Origin of the sequence: Pseudomonas sp. LP_7_YM, assembly GCF_004364435.1 — a bacterium.
GTDB lineage: Bacteria > Pseudomonadota > Gammaproteobacteria > Pseudomonadales > Pseudomonadaceae > Aquipseudomonas.
In genome coordinates this window covers 134288-146785 of record NZ_SOCT01000007.1, presented here as the reverse complement: position 1 = coordinate 146785, position 12498 = coordinate 134288, and the positions used below count along the sequence as shown (strand labels likewise).

The following is a 12498-nucleotide window of genomic DNA, read 5'->3' as shown; positions in this document are numbered from 1 at the left end:
AGGCGGTTTTTTTGTCAGGCGCTAAACCTCTAGCACCCGCACTGACCTCTTCGCGAGCAAGCTCGCCCTCACCGCGGACTCCTGATGAAGTCCAGACATTCAGCTACGCATAACCCTGTGAGACCGAGCTTGCTCGGGAAGGGGTGGCATCAGACGCTGAACGTCTTCAGTCAGAAAAATCTTCCGCAGATTCGAAAACCTGCGGGGTCAGTATTACTTCTCGACGAATGCCCGCTCGATCAGGTAATCACCCGGCTCGCGCATACGCGGCGAGACGATAAGGCCGAAGCTGTTAAGCACCTCGCTGGTTTCGTCCAGCATGCTCGGGCTGCCGCACAGCATTGCGCGGTCGTCCTGCGGGTTGATCGGTGGCAGACCAATGTCGCTGAACAGCTTGCCGTTGCGCATCAGGTCGGTCAGGCGCCCTTCGTTTTCGAAAGGTTCGCGGGTGACGGTCGGGTAGTAGATCAACTTGTCGCGCAGCGCTTGGCCGAAGAACTCGTTCTGCGGAAGATGCTCGGTGATGAACTCGCGGTAGGCGACTTCATTCACGTAACGCACGCCGTGGCACAGGATGACCTTTTCGAAACGCTCGTAGGTTTCCGGGTCCTGAATGACGCTCATGAAAGGCGCCAGACCGGTGCCGGTGCTGAGCAGATAAAGATGTTTGCCCGGCTTCAGGTCATCAAGAACCAGCGTGCCGGTAGGCTTTTTGCTGATGATGATCTCGTCGCCTTCCTTCAGGTGTTGCAATTGCGAGGTCAGCGGGCCGTCCGGCACCTTGATGCTGAAAAACTCCAGATGCTCTTCCCAATTCGGGCTGGCGATAGAGTAAGCACGCATGAGCGGGCGCCCGTTTGGCTGCTGCAGACCGATCATGACGAACTGACCGTTCTCGAAGCGCAGACCTGGATCACGGGTGCACTTGAAACTGAAGAGCGTGTCGTTCCAGTGATGAACGCTGAGGACACGCTCGTGATTCATGTTGCTCATGTACGTGGAAACTCCTGAAATGTGCGCACACCGGTCACGGCGTCATTGCGCGATATTCTAGTGGCAGACACAATATCTGTTAACTGGATTATCAAGATATGGGTTATCGGTTATATAGATATGCGATTCACTCTCCGTCAGCTACAAGTATTCGTCGCCGTCGCCCAGCAGGAAAGCGTTTCCCGCGCTGCCGTGCACCTGTCGTTATCGCAATCTGCGGCCAGTACGTCCATTACCGAACTTGAGCGCCAGTCCAGTTGCCAGCTGTTTGACCGCGCGGGCAAACGTCTGAGCCTGAATGCCACCGGGCGGCAATTGCTGCCTCAGGCCGTTGCCCTTCTGGATCAGGCCAAAGAGATCGAGGACCTGCTCAACGGCAAGGCCGGCTTCGGCTCGCTGGCCGTCGGAGCGACCCTGACCATTGGCAATTACCTGGCGACGCTGCTGATCGGCAGCTTCATGCAGCGTCATCCGGAAAGCCAGGTGAAGCTGCATGTACAAAACACAGCCAATATCGTGCAGCAGGTCGCGCACTATGAAATAGACCTTGGGTTGATAGAGGGCGACTGCAGCCACCCCGATATCGAAGTGCAGACGTGGGTCGAAGATGAACTGGTGGTGTTCTGTGCGCCTCAGCACCCGCTGGCCAAACGAGGGCATGCGACGCTGGCCGAGCTGACTCAAGAAGCCTGGATTCTGCGCGAACAGGGTTCGGGCACGCGCCTGACCTTCGATCAATCCATGCGTCATCATCTCAACAGCCTGAACGTACGTCTTGAGCTTGAGCACACCGAAGCGATCAAGCGTGCCGTCGAGTCAGGTCTGGGGATCGGCTGCATTTCCCGGCTGGCGCTGCGCGACGCATTCCGCCGGGGAAGCTTGGTGGCAGTGGAGACGCCTGAACTGGATCTGGTGCGCCAGTTCTATTTCATCTGGCACAAGCAGAAGTACCAGACTTCAGCTATTCGGGAGTTTCTCGATCTGTGCCGCGCGTTCACTGCGGGAGTCCGACGCAGCGACGAGATTGTGCTGCCCAGCATTGCCTGAAGGGCTTGCGAGATAAAACGCGATTAGCCGAGCAAAATCAGCGCCCATACCGCAGCAACCAGGACCAACGCGACGAACTGTGCCGCGCTGCCCATGTCCTTGGCATTCTTGGACAGTGGGTGGCGGTCCAGAGAAATCCGGTCGATGGCCGCTTCAATGGCCGAGTTCAGCAATTCCACAATCAACGCCAGCAGGCATACGGCAATCAGGATTGCCCGTTCGCCGCGACTGACGTGAAACACGAACGACAGCGGTATCAAGATGACGTTGAGCAGCACCAACTGACGAAACGCAGCCTCACCCTTGAAGGCAGCGGTCAGACCGTCGAGTGAATAACCGCAAGCGTTAAGAATACGTTTGAGGCCGGTGTGGCCCTTGAAAGGTGAGGTCATAAAGGGAACTACTGATCCATGAAGACGGTGCAGACTAGTTCAGCGGCGGTCAAAAAAGTGTGAAGAACAGCCGCTGGACATCCTTGTAAAGCGCCGGAACAGGGGCATCAGTTCGGCGAAATCGATTCCAGCTGTTGCAACAGCAATGCCGCCTGGGTCCGGGTACGCACGTTCAGCTTGCGAAAAATCGCCGTTACGTGCGCCTTGATGGTCGCTTCAGACACGCTGAGCTCATAGGCAATCTGCTTGTTGAGCAAGCCTTCGCAGACCATGGTCAAAACGCGGAACTGCTGAGGGGTCAGGCTGGCGAGTCCTTCGCTGGCTGCTTTCGCCTCCGGCGAGACATTGACACTTTCGTTAACCTGCGCCGGCCACCAGACGTCGCCATCGAGCACCGTGCGCACGGCTTGCTGGATGGTTTCCAGCGAACTGGATTTGGGGATGAAGCCGCTCGCGCCGAATTCGCGGGATTTGACCACGACTGCCGCCTCCTCCTGAGCCGAAACCATCATCACCGGCACTTGAGGGTACTGACCGCGCAGCAGGACCAGCCCGGAGAAGCCGTACGCGCCGGGCATGTTCAGATCCAGCAGTACCAGATCCCAATCGGACTTTTCGGTCAGGCGTGCTTCCAGATCAGCAATGCTTTCCGCCTCGACCAGCCGGGCGTCGGGGCCCAGGCCGATGCTCAGTGCTTGATGCAGGGCACTGCGAAACAAGGGATGGTCATCGGCGATCAGGATTTCGTAATTCATTTCATGATCCTGTTTATAAGGAAGCGCTGACGGATTCAGGCCGCACGCCGCGAACAAGCTCGCGGGTGCGGCCTGGCGCTAAAATCAAAAGCGGCCAATCCGGTGAACGTAAAGCCACCCGGTTTATATAAAACCTTTCAAATAGCTGTGCGGCGCATCGTCCGGGTCGACCGGCAGTTGAAACTTCGCGCCCAGATAATGAGCACTGAATACATCCAGATACGCATCCAACACCCTGGCCGCCTGCTGATCGTCCGCGAGTTCCAAACACAACGCCGCCACTTCAGCGGTGCAGAAATGATCGTCGCGCTTCGAACGTCGCAGACGATAACGCGACATCTGCTCCGGCTCCAGACTCAATACCGGCAAACGATCAAGATATGGGCTCTTGCGGAACATCTTGCGTGCCTCCGGCCAGGTCGCATCGAGCAGGACAAACAGCGGGCGCTTGCCCGGAGCCAGATTGACCTGGGTTACGACACGTTCTGCAGCGACAAACTCGCCAGGAAACACGATATAGGGCTGCCATTGCGGATCGTTGAGCAACGCGGGGAGTTTTTCATCCACATCGATTCGAGACCAGCCGAAAGCCTCGGTTTCCTTGATCACGTCGGCGATCAACCAGCCGGTATTGGTAGGCTTCAGCGGCTCGGTGTCATACATCAATAGACACATTCCTGATTTAGCCGGGACGGTCGGTTTCCATGCACACAGGCAGTAACTTTCGATCACCCTACACCCGGGACAACGCGGCGCCCGGGAACCGCGAGCGATGAAGGGTTTGGTGCTGCGGGCCAGTCGTTCGGCGCGTAGACGTGAGACAGCGTGGCTCATGAGTCGCAGCACCTGCGCGACGAACCTGGGCGAAACAAAGGCAGCACCACGACGAATATCCGGCATTGAAATGTCGGCAGTCTACCAGAGCTGCCCGGTTCTCTGGTGTCTGTCGAGGCGACTCACCTATACTGCCCGACCTTCAAAGCCCCAACTCACCAGTGAACGCAAGCGGTTGCATCCGGTCCAACGACGTTCACTGCCCCAGGAGAGTCTAATGCTGCGCCTTATCGCCCCTACCCTCACGCTTTTGCTCGTCGCTCCGCTGTGCGCCAACGCGGCGTCCAAACAGGATTACGAACTGAATAAAGAGCTGGAACAAGTCGCGGCGAAAAGCAACGTCGGAAAGCCCAACGCCCTTAGCGAGGACATTCTTGACCAAGGTTACACCGTCGACGGGAAGATCCTGATCGACCACCTCAGCGTTCAAGCCGGCCAGGCCGAGCAAATGCGTGAGAACCCCGAACTTGTTGGTCGTCAATTGGGCACCAGCGTTTGTCGTAACACCGGCTATCGCCAGTTGATGGCCAAGGGCGCAATACTTCGCTACGAGTTCCGGGAATACAAAACCGATCACTTGATCACTACCCAGCAGATCACCGCAGCCGATTGCAACGCAAAACTGCCTGCCAGGAAAAAGTAATCGGTTGGTTGAACAAGCCGTGCGACAAGGCTAGTCCTTGGCACATAACCAACCGGCGCCTGACCCTCACAAGAATGCTTGCCGTTCTGACTCAGGCGCCTGATGCACTCCCGCTGCACATTCTGAAGTCCTCTACGCGCGGCCTCGGCCATTACGCGACCTCGGTATTGACCAACCGACTCGGCTCGCCCCTTCAAATGGGCATTGCCAGCATTTATGTTCCGGCACATCATCAGGCTTTTGCGAGCGCTCACGTTTCCGAGGCAAAAAAGGGTTGCCCGGCGCTGTCGTTGCGCTCAATGTTTCTTTATCCCAACCATGGACACAAGCAGAGTCACTGTGGCGCAACTCTGTCGCCAACCGTACCTGACCATTCTTAGAGTGGGCTAGCAGCAGCGATGCAGGATGCGTCGTGATCCTGTCGCCGTCGACAGGATTGTTGATTCTGCCCAAGGAGAAAGTTTGCATGCCTTACGTACCTAACGATGCGTTGTCTCTTCACTTCCAAAGCAACGGAGTCGACCTCAGCAAGATCGAGGAACAACTCAACCTGGTTGCACCCAACAGCCCCAACCTTCCGCTTTACCACGATATGATGCTGACCGTCCTGCGCATGGCTCACGATGATCGCAATCGCTGGAACGCCAAAATCACCTTGCAAGCCCTGCGCGAACTGGACAACGCTTTTCGCGTGCTTGAACAGTTCCGTGGACGGCGCAAGGTAACGGTATTCGGCTCTGCCCGTACGCCGCTGGAACATCCGCTGTATGCCTTGGCTCGCGAGTTGGGCACAAAGCTTGCGGCAGCTGATCTGATGGTCATCACCGGTGCCGGTGGCGGGATCATGGCGGCGGCCCATGAAGGTGCGGGGTTGGATCACAGCCTGGGCTTCAATATCACGCTGCCCTTTGAGCAACATGCCAATGCCACGGTCGATGGCACCGGCAACCTGTTGCCCTTCCACTTTTTCTTTACCCGCAAGCTGTTCTTCGTCAAGGAGGCCGACGCACTGGTGCTATGCCCTGGTGGTTTCGGCACGCTGGATGAAGCACTAGAGGTGTTGACTCTGATCCAGACTGGCAAAAGCCCGCTGGTGCCAATCGTTCTGCTGGATGCCCCCGGGGGCACGTTCTGGGAAGTGGCGTTGAGTTTCATCAGGAACGAGCTGGAGGCCAACCGCTATATCCTTCCAACCGACCTGAACCTGCTCAGGCTGGTCTACAGCGCAGAAGAAGCCGTAGCGGAGATCAATCAGTTCTACAGCAACTTTCATTCAAGCCGCTGGCTGAAAAACACCTTCGTGATTCGAATGCATCATGCGCTTAGCGAAACTGCCTTGGCCCATATGCAACGAGAGTTCGCCGATCTGCATCTGAGCGATGATTTCCAGCAGTACGGGCATCAGGACGAATACGATGAAGAGCAGTTCAGCCACCTCACCCGGCTCGCGTTCAAGTTCAATGGTCGCAATCACGGGCGCCTGCGAGCGCTGGTGGATTATATCAATTTGCGCGAAAACTGGGCACAGCCGTTGTAACCGCGGCCAGTCCGAGGCCGAGAACCAGTGAAGGCAACCGACTAGCTCTGGGGGTAACACTTGCGGTGCAGTAATCGAGTAATGCCGGGCGGCATCGTCAGTCGTCGTAGCCTTTGCCGCTCAGCAGCCGCCTGATCAGATCTGGAGGATAGCCGCGATAACTCAGAAATCGCATCTGCTGACCTCGCTCGCGCGCGTCTTTGGGGAGCCGCCCCCCAAACTTGCGATGCCAGGATTCCTGCAGCTTTTCTCGCCAGTCGACACCGCATTCGCGAAGTGCCAACTCGATGTCTGGACGCTGCAATCCGCGCTGCCCCAACTCCTCGCGAATACGCAATGGACCGTAGCCAGAACGAGCACGATAGGAAACAAAGCTTTCGAGGTAACGAGATTCGGATAGCAAACCCTCATCCGTTAGACGGTCGAGGGCAGCGTCGATCAATTCAGGCGGGGCGCCGCGCTGACGCAGTTTACGCGTCAGCTCGACCCGACCATGCTCGCGACGTGCGAGCAGGTCCATTGCAGTACGCCGTACGGCGAGGGGCGTGTCAAGCTCTACCGACATGACTGAAATCAGATGTCAGCATCTTCGACTTCGGCCACGTCGCCTTCAGCAACGCGAGACGATTGAGCTTTGACGTCAGGCTTGGCAGTCAGAAGCTTTTCACGGATTTGTCTCTCCAGGGTTGCACCGATTTCCGGATTGTCCTGCAGGAACTTGGCCGAGTTGGCTTTACCCTGACCTATCTTGTTGCCCTGATAGCTGTACCATGCACCGGATTTCTCCAGCAGACCATGCAACACGCCCAGGTCGATGATCTCGCCGTTACGGTAGATGCCCTTGCCGTACAGAATCTGGAATTCAGCCTGACGGAACGGAGGAGCGACCTTGTTCTTGACGACCTTGACGCGAGTCTCGCTGCCGACCACTTCGTCGCCATCTTTAACCGCGCCGGTGCGACGGATATCCAGACGAACCGAGGCATAGAACTTCAGCGCGTTACCACCGGTAGTGGTTTCCGGGCTGCCGAACATGACGCCGATCTTCATACGGATCTGGTTGATGAAGATAACCAGACAGTTGGCGTTCTTGATGTTACCAGTGATCTTGCGCAGCGCCTGGGACATCAGACGGGCTTGAAGGCCAACGTGCATGTCGCCCATTTCGCCTTCGATCTCGGCCTTCGGCACCAAGGCAGCCACAGAGTCGACGACGATGACGTCAATGGCGTTGGAACGCACCAGCATGTCGGTGATTTCAAGCGCCTGCTCACCGGTGTCCGGCTGCGATACCAACAGGTCGTCAACGTTGACGCCCAGCTTGCCAGCGTACTCAGGGTCGAGGGCGTGTTCCGCATCGACGAATGCACAGGTGGCGCCCATCTTTTGGGCTTCGGCAATGACCGACAGGGTCATGGTGGTTTTGCCGGAAGACTCAGGACCGTAGATTTCAACGATCCGGCCTTTTGGCAGGCCGCCGATACCCAGTGCGATATCGAGACCCAGCGAGCCGGTAGAGATAGCAGGAATAGCCTGGCGGTCATGGTCACCCATGCGCATTACGGCACCTTTGCCGAACTGGCGCTCGATCTGACCCAAGGCCGCAGCCAAGGCTTTCTTCTTGTTGTCGTCCATTGAAGTCCTCTCGTGATAGGTTAGGCCTGACGGCCGATATAACTGTATAAGTAGACAGTATTATTCCACAGGGTTAAGCGCGCGCCTACCCCCGATTTGGTATTTCTCCACACGTGAGCCGGATCAGCCCTTCCAGAGCGGACTTCACCGTCTGTCGACGCACCGCGTCGCGATCTCCGGTGAACTGAAAGCGCTCGGTGATCAGCTGTTCGTCCACGCCCCAACAAATCCATACGGTGCCCACCGGCTTTTGTGCAGAGCCACCGTCTGGGCCGGCGACGCCGCTGACCGCAACCGAGAACCGTGCGCAGCTGTTGACCTGGGCGCCCCGCGCCATGGCTTCGACGACTTCCCGACTGACGGCACCGACACGCCCAAATAACTCTCCATCGACACCGAGTTGGCAGGTCTTCTGCCGATTGGAGTAAGTCACATAACCGGCTTCGAACCAGGCCGAACTGCCGGCGATACGTGTAATGGCCTCAGCGATACCGCCGCCGGTGCAGGATTCGGCGGTGCTCACCTGCGCCCGGGCTTGCAGCAGGTGCTTGCCCAATGCAGCTGCCAGTTGAGTGATATTGTCCACAGAAACTCTCCGTAACATTAGAGCGACAGGGATACGCTACACGAGCGCAGCGCTTGCGCAAGACAGACGCGGCGTGGATGGCAACCGCGCCTGCCAGATCATCTAAGCAGACTCCTGTTGCTTGGCGAGCGGTTTCTTCTCTTTCGGACAGGGTTTCCTGACCGTTTCAACGATTGTTTCCCGAGGACGCTGCTGTGCCTCTTCAAGCGTGATGAAGCGCCCATTGGTTGCGTCCCTACCCCGTTTACGTCGCATATAAAGCTCCTTTTTTGACAACGCCGTTCCGAATCGGACAGCTGCCCCCGTAGCCTAGACAGCTACGCGAGCCTTATATAGAGGCTGAAACGAGTGGTGACGAATGAGCCAAACCTGCGGCTGACGAACGTGCGTGGTAACCTTGCGCCCATCGCAAAAGCAATCGGACCCGGCGTTGGCCCACGTAGGTGGCGTCCCACGCGGCACTCCCCATTTGCCCAAATCTTCCAACGAATTTGCCTAAAGAACTGATGAATAAAGCAATTTCCGATCTCTCTTCGCACACCCCAATGATGCAACAGTACTGGAGGCTGAAAAACCAGCATCCGGAACAGCTGATGTTCTATCGAATGGGCGACTTCTATGAAATTTTCTACGAAGACGCCAAGAAGGCTGCCAAGCTGCTGGACATTACCCTAACCGCACGCGGCCAATCGGCAGGCCAAAGCATTCCCATGTGCGGAATTCCTTATCATGCCGCCGAAGGCTATCTGGCCAAGCTGGTGAAGCTGGGCGAATCGGTGGTGATCTGTGAGCAAATCGGCGATCCGGCCACCAGCAAAGGCCCCGTCGAACGTCAAGTGGTACGTATCATCACCCCAGGGACTGTGAGCGATGAAGCCTTGCTCGACGAACGTCGCGACAACCTGATCGCTGCCGTGCTGGGTGACGAACGTCTGTTTGGCCTGGCGGTGCTGGACATCACCAGCGGTAACTTCACCGTTCAGGAAATCAAGGGCTGGGAGAATCTGCTGGCCGAACTCGAACGCATTAACCCGGTTGAATTACTTATCCCGGATGACTGGCCTCAGGGTCTGCCCGCCGAGAAGCGCCGGGGCTCTCGTCGTCGCGCGCCTTGGGATTTCGAACGGGACACGGCGCATAAGAGTCTGTGTCAACAATTCTCGACACAGGACCTCAAAGGCTTCGGTTGTGAAGCGCTGACCCTGGCCATCGGCGCAGCTGGCTGCCTATTAGGCTATGCAAAGGAGACTCAGCGTACTGCCCTACCCCACTTGCGCAGCCTGCGTCACGAGCGTATGGACGACACGGTTATCCTTGACGGCGCCAGTCGTCGCAATCTGGAGCTGGACATCAACCTGGCCGGAGGTCGCGACAATACATTGCAGTCAGTCATGGACTGCTGCCAGACCGCGATGGCGACCCGGCTGCTGACCCGCTGGCTGAATCGGCCGCTGCGTGATTTGAAAGTGCTACAGGCGCGGCAGGAATCGATCGGCTGCTTCCTCGAACGCTACCGATTCGAGAATCTGCAACCCCAGCTCAAGGAAATCGGCGATATCGAGCGGATTCTTGCCCGAATCGGTTTACGTAATGCCCGGCCACGGGATCTGGCGCGCCTGCGTGACGCCCTTGGGGCACTGCCAGAGTTGCAACTGGCGCTGGCCGAGCTCGAGGCTCCTCATATCCAACAGCTGGCCAAAACGGCTGGCACCTACCCGGAACTCGCCGATCTGCTGCAGCGGGCGATCATTGACAACCCACCTGCGGTCATCCGCGACGGTGGCGTGCTGAAAACCGGCTACGACGGCGAACTGGACGAATTGCTGTCGCTCAGCGAAAACGCCGGTCAGTTCCTGATTGATCTGGAAACCCGCGAGAAGGCCCGTACAGGACTTGCCAATCTCAAGGTCGGCTACAACCGTGTACACGGCTACTTCATCGAGCTGCCGAGCAAGCAGGCCGAGCAGGCGCCCGCCGACTACATTCGTCGCCAGACGCTCAAGGGCGCCGAACGCTTCATCACACCGGAGCTGAAAGAGTTCGAAGACAAAGCCTTGTCCGCCAAAAGTCGCGCTCTGGCTCGGGAAAAGATGCTTTACGAAGCACTGCTGGAGGACCTTATCGGCCATCTCGCGCCACTGCAGGACACTGCTGCGGCCCTGGCCGAACTGGATGTCTTGAGCAATCTTGCAGAGCGAGCGCTGAGTCTGGACTTGAACTGCCCACGCTTTACCGACGAACCCTGCATGCGCATCGAGCAAGGGCGTCATCCGGTGGTCGAACAGGTTCTGACGTCACCCTTCGTGGCCAATGATCTGGATTTGAACGACAACACCCGCATGTTAGTGATCACCGGTCCCAACATGGGCGGTAAATCCACCTACATGCGTCAGACCGCCTTGATCGTGCTGCTGGCCCACATCGGCAGTTTCGTTCCGGCCGCCAGCTGCGAGCTGTCCCTGGTCGACCGCATTTTCACCCGCATCGGCTCCAGCGATGACCTGGCCGGTGGCCGGTCGACATTCATGGTGGAAATGAGCGAAACGGCCAACATCCTGCACAACGCTACCGACAAGAGTCTGGTGCTAATGGATGAAGTCGGACGCGGGACCAGCACGTTCGACGGTCTATCGTTGGCCTGGGCGGCGGCAGAGTGTCTGGCCCAGCTTCGCGCCTACACCCTGTTCGCCACCCATTATTTCGAGCTGACAGTGCTCCCGGATAGCGAACCTTTGGTGGCAAACGTGCACCTCAACGCCACCGAACATAACGAGCGCATCGTGTTTCTGCACCGCGTGCTCCCAGGGCCTGCGAGCCAAAGCTATGGGTTGGCCGTGGCGCAACTGGCGGGGGTTCCAGCCAAAGTGATCACCCGCGCCAAAGAGCATTTGCAGCGCCTGGAAACAACCAGCCTGCCCCATGAGCAGCACAAACCAAAATCCGGTAAGGCGCCTGCACCGCAGCAGGCCGACATGTTCGCTGTCCTGCCGCACCCTGTCCTGGAGGAGCTGTCGACGCTGAAAATCGACGACATGACGCCGCGCCAGGCAATCGAATGGTTATATGGACTGCAAAACCGGATCTAACGGTATGCGCAACAAGCTGTTAGAATCCCGCGCGGTTTGGGTACGGTGCGGTCTTGCGCCTTACTGTACGGGTTCCGAGCCGCGTTCGAACATGGCGAACCAAACCATGCCCTTGTGTCCTGTTGACAGAGGGCGGGGCTGACTGTGTTCTGAATGGCCCGGGATCGATCCCAACCGAGCAACCCTGACGTGAAGGGCTCTGCTGCCGCCGCCTGAGGAGAAAATTAGAAATGACCTTCGTCGTCACCGACAACTGCATCAAGTGCAAGTACACCGACTGCGTAGAAGTCTGTCCGGTGGACTGCTTTTACGAAGGCCCAAACTTCCTGGTAATTCACCCGGACGAGTGCATCGATTGCGCGCTTTGCGAGCCTGAATGCCCTGCCGTCGCGATTTTCTCGGAAGACGAGATTCCGGCCGGCATGGAGAGTTTCATTGAGCTTAACGCTGAGCTTGCAGATGTCTGGCCCAACATTACCGAGAAAAAAGATTCACTGCCGGATGCTGCGGAGTGGGATGGCAAGCCTGGCAAGATCGCTAACCTGGAGCGATAAGCTCTTTAACGACGCCCGGAAATGTAAAAAGGCCCACCGGGGCCTTTTTACATTGAACCTGAGTCTGAGGTAACTCGCATCATGCGAGTAAGAAAAAGGGGCGGTTTGACCCGCCCACATTTTCCGTAATCCCTTCATTCCTTTTCCATCATCCTGATGAATCGCATCCTGCGATGTCCGTGAGCAGTCTTCCGTGACCGCCTGTACCCATCCGTTGGTACAGTTCCGATCTTAGTGAATTATCGGACCATGGCAATAGCCCGGAGTTTGCAAAACAATACCGGGATCCATTAATCGCAAAAAATAAATACGACCTAAATCAAACAGATACACCACATCGCTCTTTGCAAAGCGGCGCTCACTGGCAGGAAATAGTGCATTAACTGACACCTCACGTAAGAAGTTTCTCACAACCAAAGTTAGAAAAACTCACATC

At 57.3% G+C, this 12498-nt stretch carries 12 protein-coding genes; 5 read left to right on the top strand and 7 right to left on the bottom strand.

From position 1 onward, the window contains the following. Positions 1-213: 213 nt before the first annotated feature. Positions 214-993: a ferredoxin--NADP reductase gene (locus tag EC915_RS17450; RefSeq protein ID WP_133751774.1), complete on the bottom strand. Its 780-nt coding sequence runs from the start codon at positions 991-993 to the stop codon at positions 214-216. A gap of 120 nt (positions 994-1113) precedes the next feature. On the opposite strand from EC915_RS17450, the gene EC915_RS17445 reads away from it, so the two are divergent. Then, positions 1114-2040, top strand: coding sequence for a LysR family transcriptional regulator (locus tag EC915_RS17445; protein WP_166651015.1), 927 nt, complete (start codon positions 1114-1116; stop codon positions 2038-2040). Between the two features lie 23 nt (positions 2041-2063). Here the strand turns inward: EC915_RS17445 and EC915_RS17440 are convergent, their stop codons facing one another. The 3 genes from EC915_RS17440 to EC915_RS17430 form a co-directional block, all read right to left on the bottom strand. Further along, the gene (locus tag EC915_RS17440) at positions 2064-2432 is read right to left on the bottom strand and encodes a diacylglycerol kinase (protein WP_133751773.1); all 369 of its coding nucleotides are present in this window, start codon (positions 2430-2432) and stop codon (positions 2064-2066) included. Between the two features lie 107 nt (positions 2433-2539). Next, positions 2540-3187, bottom strand: coding sequence for a response regulator transcription factor ErdR (gene erdR / locus EC915_RS17435; protein ID WP_133751772.1), 648 nt, complete (start codon positions 3185-3187; stop codon positions 2540-2542). 123 nt (positions 3188-3310) lie between these two features. After that, the gene (locus tag EC915_RS17430; protein WP_133751771.1) at positions 3311-4021 is read right to left on the bottom strand and encodes a tRNA-uridine aminocarboxypropyltransferase; all 711 of its coding nucleotides are present in this window, start codon (positions 4019-4021) and stop codon (positions 3311-3313) included. A 217-nt stretch (positions 4022-4238) separates the two neighbouring features. Here EC915_RS17430 and EC915_RS17425 point away from each other — a divergent pair, with 217 nt between their 5' ends. Both EC915_RS17425 and EC915_RS17420 read left to right on the top strand, forming a co-directional pair. Beyond that, positions 4239-4664 carry a PA3611 family quorum-sensing-regulated virulence factor gene (locus tag EC915_RS17425; protein ID WP_133751770.1) on the top strand — a complete coding sequence of 142 codons (426 nt, stop codon included), beginning with the start codon at positions 4239-4241 and terminating at the stop codon, positions 4662-4664. 466 nt (positions 4665-5130) lie between these two features. Continuing rightward, positions 5131-6201 (top strand): LOG family protein, encoded by a 1071-nt coding sequence (locus tag EC915_RS17420; protein ID WP_133751769.1) that lies wholly within the window; start codon positions 5131-5133, stop codon positions 6199-6201. A 97-nt stretch (positions 6202-6298) separates the two neighbouring features. On the opposite strand, the gene recX is transcribed toward EC915_RS17420, so the two are convergent. The 3 genes from recX to EC915_RS17405 all read right to left on the bottom strand — a co-directional run bounded on the left by recX (position 6299) and on the right by EC915_RS17405 (position 8422). After that, complete coding sequence (gene recX / locus EC915_RS17415; RefSeq protein ID WP_133751768.1) at positions 6299-6766, bottom strand: recombination regulator RecX; 468 nt, start codon at positions 6764-6766, stop codon at positions 6299-6301. Between the two features lie 8 nt (positions 6767-6774). After that, positions 6775-7836: a recombinase RecA gene (recA, locus tag EC915_RS17410; protein WP_133751767.1), complete on the bottom strand. Its 1062-nt coding sequence runs from the start codon at positions 7834-7836 to the stop codon at positions 6775-6777. An 85-nt stretch (positions 7837-7921) separates the two neighbouring features. Next, positions 7922-8422: a CinA family protein gene (locus EC915_RS17405; protein ID WP_177413391.1), complete on the bottom strand. Its 501-nt coding sequence runs from the start codon at positions 8420-8422 to the stop codon at positions 7922-7924. A 518-nt stretch (positions 8423-8940) separates the two neighbouring features. Here EC915_RS17405 and mutS point away from each other — a divergent pair. Both mutS and fdxA read left to right on the top strand, forming a co-directional pair. Then, positions 8941-11508: a DNA mismatch repair protein MutS gene (gene mutS / locus EC915_RS17400; protein WP_166651019.1), complete on the top strand. Its 2568-nt coding sequence runs from the start codon at positions 8941-8943 to the stop codon at positions 11506-11508. A gap of 230 nt (positions 11509-11738) precedes the next feature. After that, entirely contained in the window at positions 11739-12062 is a 324-nt protein-coding gene (gene fdxA / locus EC915_RS17395) for a ferredoxin FdxA (protein ID WP_133751764.1), read from the top strand. Positions 12063-12498 lie beyond the last annotated feature (436 nt).

What these genes read in the sequence shown, in the direction of transcription:
- EC915_RS17420 (WP_133751769.1), top strand. Translation starts at nt 5,131, where the DNA reads ATGCCTTACGTACCTAACGATGCGTTGTCTCTTCACTTCCAAAGCAAC.
- EC915_RS17445 (WP_166651015.1), top strand. Translation starts at nt 1,114, where the DNA reads ATGCGATTCACTCTCCGTCAGCTACAAGTATTCGTCGCCGTCGCCCAG.
- erdR (WP_133751772.1), bottom strand. Translation starts at nt 3,187, where the DNA reads ATGAATTACGAAATCCTGATCGCCGATGACCATCCCTTGTTTCGCAGT.
- fdxA (WP_133751764.1), top strand. Translation starts at nt 11,739, where the DNA reads ATGACCTTCGTCGTCACCGACAACTGCATCAAGTGCAAGTACACCGAC.
- EC915_RS17440 (WP_133751773.1), bottom strand. Translation starts at nt 2,432, where the DNA reads ATGACCTCACCTTTCAAGGGCCACACCGGCCTCAAACGTATTCTTAAC.
- recA (WP_133751767.1), bottom strand. Translation starts at nt 7,836, where the DNA reads ATGGACGACAACAAGAAGAAAGCCTTGGCTGCGGCCTTGGGTCAGATC.
- EC915_RS17450 (WP_133751774.1), bottom strand. Translation starts at nt 993, where the DNA reads ATGAGCAACATGAATCACGAGCGTGTCCTCAGCGTTCATCACTGGAAC.
- EC915_RS17430 (WP_133751771.1), bottom strand. Translation starts at nt 4,021, where the DNA reads ATGAGCCACGCTGTCTCACGTCTACGCGCCGAACGACTGGCCCGCAGC.
- EC915_RS17425 (WP_133751770.1), top strand. Translation starts at nt 4,239, where the DNA reads ATGCTGCGCCTTATCGCCCCTACCCTCACGCTTTTGCTCGTCGCTCCG.
- recX (WP_133751768.1), bottom strand. Translation starts at nt 6,766, where the DNA reads ATGTCGGTAGAGCTTGACACGCCCCTCGCCGTACGGCGTACTGCAATG.